Origin of the sequence: Mucilaginibacter sp. McL0603 (assembly GCF_049992945.1) — a bacterium.
Taxonomy (GTDB): Bacteria; Bacteroidota; Bacteroidia; order Sphingobacteriales; family Sphingobacteriaceae; genus Mucilaginibacter.
Genome location: NZ_CP188251.1, coordinates 3,076,204 through 3,093,841, shown reverse-complemented (window position 1 = coordinate 3,093,841; position 17,638 = coordinate 3,076,204). Strand labels below are relative to the sequence as shown.

Genomic DNA, 17,638 nt, shown 5'->3' with positions numbered 1-17,638 from the left:
TTATGATTTGGTATATGTAATAGTAACGCTTGTGTGATCAACCATTCCTGGCATTGGCGGATGCATTTTTCTGATCATCACCTCGGCAGTTTCAATATAAGGATATTCGTTTTTTATATCATCTATAATGGCCTGTCCCAAAGTTTCGATCAGTTTTCGGGGATGTTGCATTTGAATACAGGCAATATGATACAACTGCTCATAATTTACAGTATTTGCCAGGCTATCCTTTTTTAATTCTTCTGCTGGCACAAACCCAACAACTATATCGACTAAAAATTTACAGCCCAAAAGTTGCTCTTCCGGATAAAACCCATGCCTCGCAAAAAACTCAGCACCGCGTAATGCTACTGTGATCATGTTTCAAAAATAGTTGATTGAGTTGGATTAAGTTGCATTAAGTTGATTGAGTTAATTCCTGGATAATAATTCAACTTAATCAACCGCTCAACCCAATCAACTTACTCAACTAAAAGCTATCTTTGCTCACCAATTATCGTATTCCATATGGCAAAAACTGATTTATTTGAGTCTCCGGACTATTTCCAGATAGATGAATTGCTTACTGATGAGCACAAGTTAATTCGCGCAACTGTAAGGGACTGGGTTAAAAAAGAAGTAAGCCCGATCATAGAAGATTATGCACAAAAGGCTCAATTTCCAAAACAATTGCTGAAAGGTTTGGCCGAAATAGGCGCATTTGGGCCTACCATACCAACTGAGTATGGTGGTGCAGGATTGGATTATATGTCTTACGGCATTATAATGCAGGAAATAGAACGCGGGGACTCTGGCATCAGATCCACAGCTTCTGTACAGGGATCATTGGTGATGTATCCTATTTATGCTTATGGTTCTGAAGAACAAAAGAGAAAATATCTTCCCAAATTAGCTACAGGTGAATTAATGGGCTGCTTCGGTCTTACCGAACCCGACCACGGTTCAAATCCCAGCGGTATGACTACCAATCTTAAAGATAAGGGCGATCACTACCTGTTAAATGGGGCCAAAATGTGGATATCCAACTCCCCTTTTGCCGATATTGCAGTTGTTTGGGCAAAGGATGACAATGGCAAAATACGTGGATTGATTGTCGAGCGTGGTATGGAAGGTTTCAGCACCCCTGAAACTCATAATAAATGGTCATTGAGGGCATCAGCTACGGGTGAACTTGTTTTTGATAATGTAAAGATCCCAAAAGGAAACTTATTCCCTAATGTTTCAGGCCTTAAAGGCCCGCTTGGCTGCTTAAACCAGGCCCGGTATGGCATTGCCTGGGGAGCTATAGGAGCCGCTATGGATTGTTATGATACTGCATTACGATATGCAAAGGAAAGGGTACAATTTGGCAGACCAATCGCCGGTTTCCAACTCCAACAAAAGAAATTGGCCGAAATGATCACCGAAATAACCAAAGCCCAGCTTTTAGTGTGGCGTTTAGGAACATTGAAAAATGAGAACAGGGCAACTGCGGCCCAGATATCCATGGGCAAGCGCAATAGCGTTGAAATCGCCATCACTATAGCCCGTGAAGCAAGACAAATACTCGGCGGCATGGGCATTACAGGTGAGTACTCAATTATGCGTCATATGATGAATCTGGAATCAGTAATTACCTATGAGGGAACACATGATATTCATCTGTTGATAACCGGTATGGATATTACCGGTGAGGATGCCTTTAAATAAACTTTTTAAATAGCTGAATAAAAAAGACTTATTAGATATAACATCGCGCTGATCAATTACGTATAACAAAGGTATTTAATGAGTTTTATAGGTTGATGATTGTATCTGTTGGTAAAAATACGCTCTTCTCGATTCTTATAAATAGCAGTATAATATGGATATTTCTACTGCTGTTTATTATATTTAACTCCTGCAATAAGAAAAAGACAGAGCCCGGAGACTATTCTGATGCCTTTAAACCTGTATTTGAAAAGACATCTCATTATGTTGACTTTAATCAACCTGCCAGGGGCATATATTATCTTGATTCGGCTTTTATTCATATCAAGAAACCAAATCTGAACGATAAATTCAGATTCTATGGATTTCACTATATTTATCAGGAAAAAACAAAATTCAATAGCAAAAAAGCACTTTCATATGCTGATAGTATGCTTAGTATCGCACAAAAAAGCATCTCTAAACAGCAATATGTTTCCAACTTTGCAGAAGCTAATTATGCCAAGGGCGACGCCTATTTTAGCCTTAACCAATACAATGATGCTTATCAATGTTATTTCCAGGGCTATTTGATAGCTAAAAATTATCTAAACAAAGTATCGCTTTCAGACTATACCTACAGAATGGGCATGATCATGTATAAACAGGCTCATTATAAACTTGCGGCAAAATACTTTAAAGATAGTTATAACCAGAACATTTCAATTAAAGGCAGAGATCAGGATAGCTTTGGGGCATTTTATCGCAGACAGGAATTACTGGATAACATTGGCATAAGCTACAGACATAGCGGCGACATCGATAGTTCGATTTTTTATTTTGATAAGGGTCTTAAATATATAAATGACAATAGCTTGAAATTTAAAACAAGACCTGACATGCTTGAAATGGCCCGCGCGGTGATTTATGGAAACAAGGCGGAGGCTTTTATCATAAAGAAAGAATACAATAAAGCAAAAGGATTACTTGCAAAAAGCATAGAAATTAATTTCAGAAAAGGTGGCGATAGTCGTGATGCTGAACTATCTGAAATTAAATTAGCTCAGATATACCTTATTCAGCATAAAAAAGACTCGCTGATTAACTTATTGACCCATATACGTACTCAATTAGACACTATAAAAAATGAAGATGCCGAGGGAGATTGGAATCGTTTAATGGGAGGTTATTATCTTCAGAAAGGTAACGCTGATAAAGCTATTCATTATATCCAACGTTATAATGCCTTTAAAGATTCTGCAATCAAAAAGCTAAGTTCTTTGAAAGAAAGTGATGTAAACCAACAACTCGCTAATTTTGAAAAACAATATGAGATTGAAAATCTGAGTAATAACAACAAATTACAACGTATTTACTTGCAGGTAGCTATTGTTTGTGCGTTGATGGCAGTTGCTATTATTCTCCTTGTATGGCGAAACTGGAGAAGATCAAAACTGGATGTAATAACAGTAAAGGAGTTGAATGAGGAGATCAACCAGCAAAAGATAGATCTGGAAAAGGCTATTGAGGAAATTAAAATAAGCAGTCGCGAAAAGGACCGCATTTTACGTACAGTTGCCCATGATTTACGCAATCCACTGGGTGGTATTGCTTCTTTAACCAATATTATGGTTGAGGAAACAGAGCCGGACAGCGAGCTAAGATATCAGCTTAAGATAATAAAAGACACGTCTGCTGATACGCTTGAATTGATCAATGAAATATTAGAAGCAACCAATAATACTTCAGCTGATTTAAAGAAACAATTAATTGAAGTCAATTCATTGTTAAACAGCAGTATCGAATTGTTACGTTTTAAAGCCGCTGAAAAACACCAGCAGATATTATTAGAAGGGCTTGACGTTGCCGAACAATTATATATCAATCGTGAAATGATATGGCGTGTTATCAGCAACCTGATCACGAACGCCATAAAATTTAGTTCAGTAGGCGAAACCATACAGATAAAATCCACTCAGCAAGGAAACTATGTCCAAATCGCGATAAGTGACAATGGCATTGGAATTCCTTATGAAATGAAGGATAAAGTATTCAATATGTTTACAGATGCAAAACGAGCAGGCACAATAGGCGAGAAATCATTCGGGTTGGGTCTATCTATCTGCAAACAGATCATTGAGCAGCATCATGGGAAAATATGGTTTGATAGCAAGCCAGGTAAAGGAACAACTTTTTATATTAAGTTGCCTAAACCTAAAAAAATGGATCTGATCATAATTGAAACCGAATCAGAAACAAACGGGCAAGAGGTTAATTAATACTATTCTTTCAGAAAACCGGCGAGCCATTTGCCCGATGACTTAACTATTCTTTCCTGAGTATCAAAATCAACATATATCAATCCAAAACGTGGATGATAGCCTTCAGCCCATTCAAAATTGTCGGTAAGTGTCCATACAAAATAGCCATCTACTTTACATCCCTCCTGTTTAGCTTTTAATATCTGTTGCAGGTGTGTTTGCAGATATTCTGCACGTCTCAGGTCATCAACTTCACCTTCAATAACCTGATCCGGGAAAGCAGCACCATTTTCAGTTATTAATATTTTCCTGATCTGCGGGTAAGCATCAAATTTCTTTATAACATGATAGATAGCAGGCGGATATACTTCCCAGCCCATTGCTGTGATCGGTACATTTCTGTCTTTTGCTTTTACCTGGCTAGCCTGGATATATGGTGTGAAAAACGAATACTTTATAATCTCACGGGTGTAGTTTTGCAAGCCTATAAAATCAAAATCAAACGACATATTTTGCTCATCGCCGGGTTGGAAATATTTTTCAAGCCCCTTTAACACCGGGATTTCACTCATAGGGTATCCTAAGCCAAGTACAGGCTCTATAAACAAACGATTTACTAAAGCGTCTGCTACATTTGCCGCTTTAATATCCCGTTTGCTATCAGATCTGGGCTCGATATGCGAACAGGAAAAAGTAGTGCCGATCTCGGCCTCAGGCAATAATTCACGCAGCTTTTTTGCCCCTGCTGCCAGGCTCAAAACAATATGATGAATTGCCGGAAGGAAGTTTTTTAAACCCGTACGTCCTGGCGCGTGTATTCCAAAAAAATAACCCGCGCCTGAAAACACCGAAGGCTCGTTCATCACCATCCAATACTTCACTCTATCGCCAAAGTGCTGAGCGCAGATAGCTGTATATGAAATGAACCAATCAACAACTTTACGATTTGTCCAGCCGCCCTGATCTTCCAAGACCTGCGGCAAATCCCAATGGTAAATGGTAACCCATGGCTCAATACCTTGTGAAAGACAATAATCAATTACCTGGTTATAATAATCTATACCGGCCTGATTAATTTCTCCTGTCCCGTTTGGCAGTACCCGTGTCCATGATATGGAGAATCTAAAATTAGGAATATTGAGTTTTTTGATCAGATCGATATCAGCTTTATAGTTATTATAAAAATCACAAGCTATACCGGCTGTTTGCCCGCTAAATATTTTACCTTTTTGAGCTGTAAAGGTATCCCATATTGATTTACCCTTTCCGTCTGCATCACAGGCACCCTCTATCTGAAACGCAGCCGTTGATACTCCCCATTTAAAATCCTTTCCGAAAAGTAATTTATTAAGATAGTCCATAGAAATTGATCTATATACCAGATAGGCGGCCATTAAATGACTTTAAAAGGTCATTTATAGCCGACAGTAATATAGATCCCAAATTGTACAATATAATTGGATAAAAGAAAAGTTAAAACCGACAAAAAAGTTAATGAATAAATGATGATCTCATGCTTCTTAAGACCATCCATTCACGGAAACTTCTGATAAGCTTTGAAATAAATTTCATGATAATTTGATTTTATCTATAGTAAAAGTAATTGATCAATATGATCTTATGATGATGGCTGCATTATGCTTTTGTTAACATTTGTTATTTAAAATTTACAATTAAATATTACTTGCAAATGAATTAACTATTAAAGGTGAGATTTGTTACTTTTTATTTTTGAAGTATGAAAGCATATTTTATTCAGTTATTCAATTATGATCGCTATGCAAACCTGCGGATAATTGAAACCATTATTAAAGTCGGTGATGCTGAAAAACCGGTGCAATTAATGGCTCACATGCTCGCCGCGCAACAAATATGGTTAAAACGGTGCAAAGGCGAACCTACCACTGGAAGCATATTATGGCCCGATTGGAGAGTTGATACATTTGTGCAATTGCTCAACGATAACCATCAAAAATGGATAAGCTTCCTTGAAGGCCTGAATGATGACGACTTTGAAAAAAAGGTAAGCTATAAAGATTTAAGAGGCAATAGTTTTGAGAATAAATTGAGCGATGTTTTAGCACACGCTATCAATCATGGTACCCATCACCGCGCGCAAGCAGGTCAACATTTAAAATTAGCCGGAAATGAATTGCCGAATACAGATTACATATTGTATATAAGAGAGCTTAAATAAATATTGAATGTGAAAGTATTGCAATTTTTCATTCCTATTAATTCTGGTTCGGGCAATTCCGACTTTAATATTAATTTTGACGGCAAGAAACATCACATATGAAAAAAATATTGATAGCAGCTTTTATTGGCCTGGCCTTAAGTGCCTGTTCGGACGGTAAGAAACAGGAAAAAGACCTTTTAGACAACATATTAAAAGTACATGATAAATTAATGGGCAACGACGATGCATTGATGAAAAACAAAATGCAACTGGATAGCTTGTTGAAATTACCTGCAAAAGATACCGCTGAAAAAACGAACATGAAAGCAATAGATATGAAACTTGCAGCCGCTGAAGAGGCTATGGAAAATTGGATGCATAACTTTGAACCAGATGTTACCAATAAGTCTCATGATGAGATTATGAAATATTTTAACGACCAGAAAAAAGGGATCATGTCGGTCGACTCGCAAATGAACGCAGCTATTACTGAATCAACTAAATACCTGTCAAACAGATCAAAATGAAGAATTTAACAGGATGCGGGTTAATGTTAATATTGTTATGGACAGCATGTAAACCAGGCACTCAAAAAACCTTACCTATTTATGGTAACCGTCAACCCGTTACAAAAATGATTAATGGCAAATCGGTAACAGATACACTTTATCAAACCGTATCAAAATTTAAAACTGTAAATCAATATGGAGATAGTATCAGCAATAAAAGCCTGGATGGGAATATTTATATTGCCGATTTCTTTTTTGCCACTTGCCCTTCTATTTGCCCTATTATGCATCGTAATATGCTAAGCGTGTATAATGCATTTAAAAGCAGTGGCAATATCAAGATCATATCTTATACTATCGACCCAAAACATGATAGTGTGCCCATTTTAAAAAAGTATGCTGATAAGCTGGGCGTATCAGGCAATACCTGGTGGTTTTTACAGGGGAAAAAAGATGAAATTTATAAATTGTCAGAAAGCTATTTAGTGCGCAAGCCTGAGGAAGATGCCAAACAGCAATTTATACATGATGGTTCATTTCTTTTGGTTGATAAGCAAAAGCGCATCAGGGGCGCGTATGATGGCACAGACCCCAAGCAAGTAGAACAAATGATAGAGGACATCAAAGAACTGCAAACCGAACCTGATCAAGTTATCGCTCAATGAAATTAAAGGTAATCGGTGCAATTTCTGCTGTTATTATTCTTATCGCAGCCTGTCAAAATGAAGAGAGCATCGAATTTAGGCGGTATTATTCGTCCGGTGCCCTGGTATATCAATCACATTGCCAGAATTGCCATGGAGAAAACGGAGAAGGCTTATCAGCACTCATTCCCCCTCTCACCGATTCAAACTATCTTATAAAAAACAAAACCGGGTTGGCTTGTTCAATAAAATCTGGTTTAAAAGGGCCTATTACTATTAAAGGTAAAACATTTGATGACGCAATGCCAGCAAACGACCTCTCGCCTATTGAAATAGCGCAGGTACTAACTTATATTGGTAATTCATTTGGTAATAAGTTAAATACCATAGATGAGCAGGAAGTGCAAACAGACCTGACTAAATGCAAATAGTCCATAGATCAGGGTTAATTAATAAATGACAATGATCTATGAACCATCAACCATGAACTCAAAATAACTATCTTTGCAATTGCAAAACGTTCTATCGCTTCCGCGCAAGCAGAAGAGGAAAGTCCGGGCAACATAGAGCATCCTGCTTCCTAACGGGAAGGCGTCGTACAGCCGGCGACAGAAAGTGCCACAGAAAATAAACCGCCACGATCTGATCGTGGTAAGGGTGAAAACGTGAGGTAAGAGCTCACGGCTTTCCCGGGCGACCGGAATCGCGGTAAACCTCAGGAGTTGAAAGACCAAATAGGTCCTGAATTGAAGCTGCTCGCTTTGTATACCGATTTATCGGTGTTATCAGGATGGGTAGGTTGCTTGAACCTGTCAGCAATGGCAGGGCCAGATCAATGATAGAAATGAACAGAACCCGGCTTACAGCTTTGCTGCTGTCATAATAACCCCTCTCCTTGAAACAGGAAGGGGTTATTTTTGTATTAGATAAAACTGTTTGTTTTTCTATACAAATTTATAACTTAGTACCATCACGTTATTACCCAATTTTTCACTATAAAGCATGGCCAAAATTTTAATTATTGATGACGAGCGGGCTATCCGCAGTACCCTTAGAGAGATATTAGAATATGAAGATTATGTAGTTGAGGATGTGGATAACGGTATCGACGGCCTTGAACTGATCGAAAAAAACGATTACGATCTCGTATTGTGCGATATCAAAATGAACCGGATGGATGGTATGGAAGTACTGTCCGAAGGGCTTGCTACCAAACCCGATCTGCCATTTATCATGATATCAGGCCATGGAACAGTTGAAACCGCTGTAGAGGCTAGCAAAAAGGGTGCTTTTGACTTTATTTCTAAACCACCAGATCTAAATCGCCTGCTGATAACTGTCCGCAATGCACTCGATAGGGGAAATCTGGTTACCGAAGCCAAGGTCTTAAAACGTAAGGTTTCAAAGGTGCGTCCTATTTTGGGTAGTTCGCAACCTATTGCAAAAATCAAAGAAACCATTGACCGCGTAGCGCCTACCGATGCCCGGGTATTAATAACTGGCGCAAACGGTAGCGGAAAGGAACTGGTTGCACGCTGGCTGCACGAAAAATCAAACCGATCAAATGCGCCTTTAATTGAAGTGAATTGTGCAGCCATACCGTCAGAATTGATTGAAAGCGAGTTATTTGGACATGAAAAAGGCTCGTTTACCTCAGCAGTAAAACAACGTATAGGCAAATTTGAATCAGCACATGGAGGTACTCTTTTTCTGGACGAAATTGGCGATATGAGTCATTCAGCCCAGGCTAAAGTATTACGTGCCTTACAGGAAAGTAAAATAACCCGTGTGGGCGGCGAAAAAGAAATTGATGTGGATGTACGTGTAGTTGCTGCAACCAACAAAGATCTGCTGAAAGAAATTGAAGCCGGTAATTTCCGTATGGACCTTTACCACCGTTTGAGTGTTATCTTGATCCATGTACCGCCACTTTCCGAACGTAAGGATGATATCGGCCTGCTGACTCAAACCTTTATTGAAGAAATATGTAATGACTACGGCATGCCGCCAAAGAAAATATCTGAAGCAGCTGTCGATGCACTTAAAGCGCTGCCATGGACAGGTAATATCCGCGAGCTAAGAAATATGGTTGAACGCCTGATTATTCTGAGTGATAAGGTAATTACAGATGCTGATGTAAAAGCATTCGCCAACCCTTCAGCGACAGCACCTGCTACAAACGGCGTCGCTGCTGCTCCCCGAACAGACTTTGACCAGTTTGTCAACTTCCAGGAATATAAGGACTATGCTGAACGGGAGTACATTAAATTCAAGCTGGAAAAAAACAACTGGAACGTATCAAAAACCGCCGACGATATAGACATACAACGCAGTCACCTATATAGTAAAATAGAGAAATTTGGGTTGAAACGAGGGGAATAATTCTATTGTTACGATGTTTTGAACTAATAAATCCAAAACGTCGTAATGTTTTAATCCTTTTTATTGGAAATTCCTTCCTTTATGAAAAACCTTTTTTATTGCTTTGTCCTGATCCGGTATTGTATTTCGTTTATCCGGTACAGGTGCAGTTCGCTCATCAGCACGTGATAAGGAAAGTACCGGCAGATCTTCATTCTTTTGGGGCATCAGATCAGATAAATATTTTGATAGGTTGAAACAACGGTTAACGATTACATGGATAACTAGTCCTTCAATCTGCAGTTTGCCCTCCACCATCAGCAAGCGCGACTGAAGTATTTCCTTCCGGTATTTATCAAACAACTTTTCCCAAACCACCAGGTTGGAGAATCCGGTTTCATCTTCAATAGTGATAAATAAAATCCCCTTGGCTGTTCCCGGTCGTTGCCTGACGGTTACCAGCCCCGCTACTTTAACTAAATCTCCATCTTTAAGGGTTGATAATTCGCTGGTTGTCTTTACATGCAACAAGTTTAACTTTTCGCGAACAAAACTCACCGGATGTGCTTTTAACGACAACCCTATAGAGGCATAGTCCTGAACAACGTGTTCTGCCTGGGTCATAAAAGGTAAAGCTATTTGATATTCTTTGGTACTTTCAGAGGGCTGACCTGCAAAAACCCCGGTAGGCTTATCGCAAAGAGCTGCTACTTCCCATAAAGCCTGTCGGCGATCAAGCTCAATCGACATAAATGCATCTGCATCAGTTAGTTTTTCTATAGCAGCTTGTGATATACCTACATCGCTTAACTGATTGATACTTTTATAACCATTTCCGCGCGCTGCTATCAGCAATTGCATTTCCTCTTCCTTCAATCCTTTTACTTGTCGAAAACCTAGTCGCAAAGCACAATATTTGCCATCTCTTTCCTCCAGTGTATTATCCCACATGGAATGGTTAACATCTACCGGTAGCACTACAACACCATGTTTTTGTGCATCAATTACGATCTGGGCAGGCTGATAAAAGCCCATAGGCTGACTATTTAGCAAAGCTGCTGTAAAAACATCCGGATAATGGCATTTGAGCCAGCACGAAATATAAACCAAATGGGCAAAGCTCGTAGCATGACTTTCAGGGAAACCATAACTGCCAAATCCTTCTAATTGCTTAAATACCCTGTTTGCAAAATCCTCCTTATATCCTCTTTCCACCATTCCGTCCACCAATTTTTTCCGATACTGGCTCACCAGGCCTTTCGCCTTAAAGGTTGCCATACTGCGTCTCAATTGGTCAGCCTCAGCGGGTGTAAAACCTGCTGCTACTATAGCAATTTCCATTGCTTGCTCCTGGAATAATGGCACACCTTTAGTTCTGCTTAAAATAGGTTTTAACTCTTCTTTGGGATATTCTTCCGGCTCTTCACCGTTACGACGGCGTAAATAAGGATGTACCATATCCCCCTGTATCGGTCCAGGCCGAACAATAGCTACTTCGATTACTAAATCATAGAATTTCCTCGGTTTCAAACGTGGAAGCATTGACATCTGTGCCCGGCTTTCGATCTGGAAAACGCCCAAAGTATCAGCTTCACAAATCATATCGTAAACTTTCTTATCATCCTGCGGTACGTTCTCTAAAGTAAGGTCCAGATTGTAACTTGATTTAGCCAGGTCAAACGCTTTGCGTATACAGGTGAGCATACCTAGTCCCAGCACATCAACTTTTAAAATCCCGAGATCCTCCAGGTCGTCTTTGTTCCACTCCAATTGTGTGCGGTCTTCCATACGGGCATTCATCACCGGGCATATATCCGAAAGTTTGCACTGGGTGATAACAAAGCCCCCGGTATGTTGTCCTAACTGGCGTGGAAAGCCTATTAGCTGGTCAGTTAGCTCCAAAACCTTGAATAAGTGAGGATCATCCGGATTCAGCCCCTGTTCGAGTATTCGCTGACGGTCAAAAGCTTCTTCCGAAAAATCCCATATGGCACCCGAAAGCCTTTTGATCGTGTCTTCGGATAAGCCCATCGCTTTTCCTACATCTCTGATCGCTCCTTTGTGACGCTCCTGGGTCACAGTGGCTACGATAGCAGCGTGCTCGCGCCCATAAGTTTCATAAATCCATTGTATGATTTCCTCCCGTCTTTCATGTTCAAAATCTACATCTACATCAGGCCACTCATCACGGGCGTCAGACATAAATCTTGAGAACAACATTTGTGATTTAGTGGGGTTTACAGGGGTTATACCCAGGCAAAAACAAACTGTACAATTTGCAGCCGAGCCCCGTCCCTGATGCAGGATACCTAATTCCGTTGCTTTATTAGTGTATTCGAATATCCTCAAAAAATAAGGTGCCAGTTTGCGCCGGGCAAAAAAAGCCAGCTCAAACTCAATCTGCTTAATTATTTTGGGCGTTATTTTATCGCCAAGCAGTTTCTTTGCACCGTTCCAGGTATGCTCTGCAAGATGCTCATCGGCTGTGCGCCCATCAGGGCTTACCCATTCCGGTTCCAAATATTTCAGTGTATCCAGCGAGAATTGGCAAGCATCGACTATTTCCTGCGTTCGCGTAATCGCATCGGGATATTGACGAAATAAGCGCTGCATTTCATCAATCGTTTTTAAATGCCGTTCCGCGTTGGCATACAGTTTAAACCCACCGGTGCTTATGGTACATTTCTCGCGAACACAGGTTACCACATCCTGCAATTGGCGACGTTGTACCTCATGATAATAAACATCATTGGTTGCTACCATCGGTACACCCAATTGCGAAATGCGATGAAGCCGTTTTCCGTCATCCCCATTATAAGACCGGTTAGCCGCTATATAGAGGTCATCGCCCAATATCTTATGATATTCTTTTATATCCCTTTTAAAGGAATCATCAAAATCAAATCTTTCATTTAAAAACTCAGGGGCGATAGCAACAAATTTTATTCCTTCAGCGTGTTCAAAAACATCTTTTTTATAAAGATCACATTTACCTTTTTCGGTTCGCAGATTACCTTTGCTGAGTAAGGCACACAAGCGCCCCCAGGCAGTAATATTGGTCGGATATGCGAGCAGGCTTGGCCCATCCAGTAAATCGAGCCGGCAAGCAGGGATAAACTTTATACCTGAAAGCTGCGCAGTCTTATGAGCACGTACCACGCCAGCTACACTATTACGATCGGTAATTGCAATGGCGGTATACCCATACGCTGCAGCCTGCTGTACCAGCTCTTCAGGGTGAGAGCCACCTCTTAAAAAGCTAAAATTGCTGGTTACCTGTAATTCTGTATAACTCATGATATCAGGCAAAAAAACCATGAATAAACCATTTCCTGGGCTGATCATCAGAATAATGCCCGGCACGGAACAACCAGTAGCGCTGTCCATCCTGGTCTTCCACATAATAATAATCGCGATGCTCTCCTTTTTCCAGCCACCACTCGCGTTCAATTCGTTCGGGGCCATCCGCCTTTTTGATCTGATGAACTTTATCCTTGTAAACAAAAAGCATTGGCGGATAATCTGGTATTGGGGCCGTTACTTGTATTTGTTCGGGTTTTTGTAATAGTAAAGATGGTCTCGGTCTATCTGTACGCCAGGCAGTCATACGTTTATCCTGCAATGTTTTTGCCAGTTTTATTGACCGCTCGGGCCAATGGCACTCTTGTGGTAAGTAACGATGGATACTAGTTGAACCCATTTTATTGGATATTTTGTCAAGGAGTTCACTCAGGCGTCCATCCTCTAAGCCTCCACTTGTAGTTGACCAAAGTACCTCCTGATCGGGTTCAACATCCTCTATCTTTAGTGCATCCAGCGTAAACAGTTCTATCCCTAATGCCGGTTCAATAAGTGGGATTTTTAGCTCAAATAGCTTAAATAAGTGATCGATGTAACGCGATGCCTGGCTTGTACCGATGCTTACCTGTACGATTTTATCGTCTATCCGGTAGCATTTTAGAGTAGCTGTCCTCAGGCCTTTTCCTTCACTTTCTAAACGATGGCAAAGAGTTTCCAGTAGCTTCCTGATCGCAATTTCGATTCCCGTAACTGTTCTGATCGGTTCCAGGCATGGCAAACGTTCGTGATATGGTTCAACAGGTTGCAGTAATTGCAGGGGCTCATCCTCGTTACCTAAAGCCTGATCGAGCCGCATTAAAAATCCCTGTCCAAAACGCCGCCGCAATATAGAGCGTCCCATGCCAATAAATCCCTGAATAGTATAAAACCCCAGTTTCTGTAACCGTTCAAGCGTCAGCGGTTCCAGTCGTAATGCAGCGGGCGGTAAGGACAGCAAAGCATCTATTTGTTCGCCTGGTTGTATTATAGGTTTCACTTTGCCAAACCGCGCAACAGCCCATGCTGTACCAATCGTATCAGCCATAGCGCCCCTGGCATCATAACCCTTACTTCGAAGTGTCTTAATGATTGCAGCCAAATAAGTCCGCTCACTACCCCATAAATGAGCACAGCCGGAAATGTCCAATATTAATCCATCGGGCATGTCTACAGCAATCAATGGCGTATAACGTATGCACCATTCGCCCAAAGCTTTTAATAATTTGGCAGGCTGCTCCGGTAAATCATCCATCATTTCAAGAGATGGGACAATGGCCCGGGCATCAGCCATGGCCATTCCGGTAGTAATTCCTTGTATTTCTGCCAGTACATTAGTTGCAGTGATCACAACACGCCCTCTAACCGGCGTAGTCAAAACGAATGGTAAGTCACGTAGTTCCAGATGGCGCAGTGTTATCCAGTCTGTCATTAAATGACGGAACCATATGTAAACAAACCGCCTTTTAATCATTATACGGCCCTCCTTTCCAGGGTTTCATGTGCTATTACTTTTTCATCAAGTGAGACAAAATTTTTGCCAGCCCATTCCATTCTCCAAACTCCCGGATTACCATTACGAACTTTAAGCAGTTCAACCTCCCAGCGCGGAAAACCCACACCCGGTAAATCGTCTTCAGTTTCACTTGGTATTGGCGATATCCTCCAGCGTGCTACACAGGTACTTGTCTTAGCTTTATAAAGGTCAGTGCGTAAAATAAAACCCGTCACCTTACTACTTTCAACTGCTAATTGCAACCTGCGTGATTGCGCAATATTGATATCCTGCAATTCTGCTATGACTGCGGTTAAGCCTTCACACTTCAAAGCCTCCTCCGTTACCCAAAGCACATCTCTTTCCCGCTTCAGGTCTACAAAGATTATTCTGTCGGGTTCTATATTAAATACGCTCAAGGAAGATGGGAATAGCTTTCTTGATGAACCTATCCAAAGGCATGCCCCGTCCTGTTTCATCAGTGTTCCTAATATCCCGGCTATAAAACCAGATGTTGCCGCCGCTTGCTCGGACGTTGGGCAAACTAATTCATGCAAAGCGCCGACCGGAAAAACGCCATTCGGGAAAGCAGCTTCTATCGGCCCAAGTCCAAAAGTATCCGCATTATCTGTCTGGGGTGGTTTAAATCCCTCCCAAAGCAAAATATCCTTTTGTAGCCTGCTGATTATGTCTCTTTTGGTATCCGGCATAATTATTTATTACGGATATCAAAATTACTAATATTTTTAGCAAATTAAATATAAAAGCACGAAAATTTTGATTTTTATTTATTGAAGGCTCTACAAAGCAATAGGCTAAATATATTGCTTCAGACAATCCTTTACCTGTCCCAAATACCCCAAACCAAATAGGTTCAGATGCACCAGTAAAGGATAAAGATTCCATAAATCGATTCTCTGTTGCCAGTCTTCATTTAATGGAAAATGGTATTGATAAGCCTCATAAAATTCGTTTGAAAAACCACCGAATAAAGTAGTCATAGCGATATCAAATTCACGATGCCCAAAAGTAATCGCAGGGTCGATTAAATAAGGTCGATCGTCAATGCCTATCAGGTAATTACCGCTCCAAAGATCACCATGAATTAATGAAGATTTTTCCTCATCAAATAGCCTTGGGATGTTCTTATAAAGCTGGTCAAATTCTTTCATATTATCATTGTTTATCAGATGCTTATCAATTGCAATCTGAACAATTGGTTTCAATCGTTCTTCGATATAAAATTCTGCCCATGTAGTATGAGATTGATTAGACTGCTTAAGTGATCCCATATAATTATCGGCTACTGCACCAAAATTCACAGTGGTATTCCGATGCATCTGGGCTAACTTCTCCCCCAGTAAAATTGATGCCTTGGTTCCGGGTCGTTTATTGTCTATCCATTCCATCACCAGGAAGCTATCATTGCCAAATTCATCTTGTAAAATAATTTCGGGAACACTAATCGAGTTCGTTCGTCTGATGATATCCAGTCCTTCAGCTTCCGCCTTAAACATTCCCGGGAAATCTTCTTTATTATTTAATTTCAGGAGGAGTTTTTCAGATTTAGTTTGAAGGTAATAGACTTGATTTATACTCCCACCACCGACACTTGAAAAATTAAGAATACCCATTCCTAAACGTTCTCCAATATATGTTAAAAGAGGTTTTTCCATTCACATTGATATCTTTTGAAAATATAGGTGAATCTACCTGTTGATACAATAAAACTAAATTTATAAATTAGTATCCTAAACCTTACACAAAATGGAGTTAACAACTACGCACAATACCACCGAATCTATTTCTTGTAATTCATGCCTTAATCAGGTTGATCAAAACGACACCTTTTGTACTGCCTGCGGCTATCCTTTGAAGGGTTCTGAAGATGAGCAAAAGAACTTCATGATGATGAAAAGCACTAAAGAGATTTATCTTCATGAAGAAAATATCAAAATAAAAAGGGCCAGTTATGCTTTATACTACATAGCAGGTGCAACCATGATATGGGGACTTGTAGCTTATGGTACCAGTAAAGACATTGAAACTAAAAACAGCATATTAATTGTAAATACTATTTTAGCTTTGATTTATGCAAGCTTGGGTTTATGGAGCAAAAAGAAACCATTGACAGCTATTATATCCGGGTTTTCACTTTATGTACTTGTTTTTATATTGAATGCTATTACTGACCCCTTAAGTATATTTGGGGGTATTGTATTCAAAATATTTATTGTTGTATATTTTGTAAGAGGCATAAAATCAGCAATAGAGGCCGATAAGCTTAAAAAGGAATTAAATATTGAATGACCTAAGCATAAATACCGGTCCCGATGAACCGGTGTTATCACATTGTATCGAGTGCGGTCAATCAATAGCCACAGAGAGCCGTTTCTGTAGTCATTGCGGTTCTGCACAAACCAGGGATAGCTCCCTGAGTGATGAAAGATGGATTGCTACCAAACAGATAGCACTATTTTTTATTATTGATGCAGTTATATGCTGCACGGCTTCCTTTATCGACTTTTTCAAAACACTTGCATGGTCGGTTACTTTTGATAGCTCCCTGGCAATTTCATCGTTAGTGTTTTTCTTTTACAATTGGCAGTCGACCAAAACACTGTTAAAATGGCCGGGATTTTCTATTGTTAAATTAATTTCTTTTTGTGTAATTGCTATCCTTGGATCAATCACTGTCAGTTTTTTGGTCAGATGGGTGAACCGGACGCTTTTCTCAAAAACATCTTCATATTATGCTTTTTACGCCGGGCATCATTATGGGAAAGTATTAATGGTGCTTTTTGTAGCGATAATGCCAGCTTTGTTTGAAGAATTGGGCTTTCGTGGGTTTCTGCTGCAAAAGTTATTACAGGTAGTTGATAAGAAACAGGCGGTATTTATTTCAGGATTTTTGTTCGCAATCATGCATACTTCTTTTATTTCACTTTTCTGGCTTATTCCTTTTGGTTTATTACTGGCGTATATCAGGATTAAAGAAAACACCATATGGTATGGCGTATTTATTCACTTTTGCTTTAACTTCACTGTTTGCATGTCTGAGTTATACGGATTACATCATATCTACCATTATTAGGATAACATAACTATATTGTCTTTCAGTTGTTGTATTCAATAATTGCCTTTTGCCTCATTCATTGTTTAGCCTTTAATATCTCGCCTTAAAA

15 protein-coding genes and 1 other RNA gene are annotated in these 17,638 nt (G+C 39.9%); 10 read left to right on the top strand and 6 right to left on the bottom strand.

The genetic code is table 11. The features are described 5' to 3' along the window. Nucleotides 1–360, bottom strand: a complete 360-nt coding sequence (folB, locus tag ACPPVU_RS14235) for a dihydroneopterin aldolase (protein WP_426667179.1) — start codon at nt 358–360, stop codon at nt 1–3. Nucleotides 361–507: 147 nt separating this feature from the next. Between folB and ACPPVU_RS14230 the strand changes: the two genes are divergently transcribed. Continuing rightward, complete coding sequence (locus ACPPVU_RS14230; protein WP_426667178.1) at nt 508–1,689, top strand: acyl-CoA dehydrogenase family protein; 1,182 nt, start codon at nt 508–510, stop codon at nt 1,687–1,689. Nucleotides 1,690–1,784: 95 nt separating this feature from the next. Next, on the top strand, nt 1,785–3,947 hold the full coding sequence (locus tag ACPPVU_RS14225) for a tetratricopeptide repeat-containing sensor histidine kinase (RefSeq protein WP_426667177.1): 2,163 nt from the start codon (nt 1,785–1,787) through the stop codon (nt 3,945–3,947). Between the two features lie 2 nt (nt 3,948–3,949). Here the strand turns inward: ACPPVU_RS14225 and ACPPVU_RS14220 are convergent, their stop codons facing one another. Then, nucleotides 3,950–5,290 (bottom strand): GH1 family beta-glucosidase, encoded by a 1,341-nt coding sequence (locus tag ACPPVU_RS14220; RefSeq protein WP_426667176.1) that lies wholly within the window; start codon nt 5,288–5,290, stop codon nt 3,950–3,952. Between the two features lie 377 nt (nt 5,291–5,667). Between ACPPVU_RS14220 and ACPPVU_RS14215 the strand changes: the two genes are divergently transcribed. The 6 genes from ACPPVU_RS14215 to ACPPVU_RS14190 all read left to right on the top strand — a co-directional run bounded on the left by ACPPVU_RS14215 (nt 5,668) and on the right by ACPPVU_RS14190 (nt 9,643). After that, nucleotides 5,668–6,126, top strand: coding sequence for a DinB family protein (locus tag ACPPVU_RS14215; RefSeq protein WP_426667175.1), 459 nt, complete (start codon nt 5,668–5,670; stop codon nt 6,124–6,126). Between the two features lie 98 nt (nt 6,127–6,224). Continuing rightward, nucleotides 6,225–6,635 carry a hypothetical protein gene (locus tag ACPPVU_RS14210; RefSeq protein WP_426667174.1) on the top strand — a complete coding sequence of 137 codons (411 nt, stop codon included), beginning with the start codon at nt 6,225–6,227 and terminating at the stop codon, nt 6,633–6,635. Next, entirely contained in the window at nt 6,632–7,282 is a 651-nt protein-coding gene (locus tag ACPPVU_RS14205; RefSeq protein ID WP_426667173.1) for an SCO family protein, read from the top strand. The genes ACPPVU_RS14210 and ACPPVU_RS14205 overlap by 4 nt, the downstream gene beginning before the upstream one ends. Beyond that, nucleotides 7,279–7,692 carry a c-type cytochrome gene (locus ACPPVU_RS14200; RefSeq protein ID WP_426667172.1) on the top strand — a complete coding sequence of 138 codons (414 nt, stop codon included), beginning with the start codon at nt 7,279–7,281 and terminating at the stop codon, nt 7,690–7,692. Before ACPPVU_RS14205 ends, ACPPVU_RS14200 begins: the two co-directional genes overlap by 4 nt. A gap of 78 nt (nt 7,693–7,770) precedes the next feature. After that, nucleotides 7,771–8,140: RNase P RNA component class A (gene rnpB, locus ACPPVU_RS14195), an RNA gene on the top strand. A 123-nt stretch (nt 8,141–8,263) separates the two neighbouring features. Beyond that, nucleotides 8,264–9,643 carry a sigma-54-dependent transcriptional regulator gene (locus ACPPVU_RS14190; protein ID WP_426667171.1) on the top strand — a complete coding sequence of 460 codons (1,380 nt, stop codon included), beginning with the start codon at nt 8,264–8,266 and terminating at the stop codon, nt 9,641–9,643. Nucleotides 9,644–9,703: 60 nt separating this feature from the next. On the opposite strand, the gene ACPPVU_RS14185 is transcribed toward ACPPVU_RS14190, so the two are convergent. The 4 genes from ACPPVU_RS14185 to ACPPVU_RS14170 all read right to left on the bottom strand — a co-directional run bounded on the left by ACPPVU_RS14185 (nt 9,704) and on the right by ACPPVU_RS14170 (nt 16,129). After that, entirely contained in the window at nt 9,704–12,919 is a 3,216-nt protein-coding gene (locus tag ACPPVU_RS14185) for an error-prone DNA polymerase (RefSeq protein ID WP_426672203.1), read from the bottom strand. A gap of 4 nt (nt 12,920–12,923) precedes the next feature. Next, nucleotides 12,924–14,432, bottom strand: coding sequence for a Y-family DNA polymerase (locus ACPPVU_RS14180; protein WP_426667170.1), 1,509 nt, complete (start codon nt 14,430–14,432; stop codon nt 12,924–12,926). Further along, the gene (locus ACPPVU_RS14175; RefSeq protein WP_426667169.1) at nt 14,432–15,163 is read right to left on the bottom strand and encodes an ImuA family protein; all 732 of its coding nucleotides are present in this window, start codon (nt 15,161–15,163) and stop codon (nt 14,432–14,434) included. Before ACPPVU_RS14175 ends, ACPPVU_RS14180 begins: the two co-directional genes overlap by 1 nt. 105 nt (nt 15,164–15,268) lie before the next feature. Further along, entirely contained in the window at nt 15,269–16,129 is an 861-nt protein-coding gene (locus ACPPVU_RS14170) for a fructosamine kinase family protein (RefSeq protein ID WP_426667168.1), read from the bottom strand. A gap of 91 nt (nt 16,130–16,220) precedes the next feature. Here ACPPVU_RS14170 and ACPPVU_RS14165 point away from each other — a divergent pair, with 91 nt between their 5' ends. Further along, complete coding sequence (locus ACPPVU_RS14165) at nt 16,221–16,763, top strand: hypothetical protein (protein WP_426667167.1); 543 nt, start codon at nt 16,221–16,223, stop codon at nt 16,761–16,763. Next, nucleotides 16,756–17,547: a CPBP family intramembrane glutamic endopeptidase gene (locus tag ACPPVU_RS14160; protein WP_426667166.1), complete on the top strand. Its 792-nt coding sequence runs from the start codon at nt 16,756–16,758 to the stop codon at nt 17,545–17,547. Before ACPPVU_RS14165 ends, ACPPVU_RS14160 begins: the two co-directional genes overlap by 8 nt. Nucleotides 17,548–17,638 lie beyond the last annotated feature (91 nt).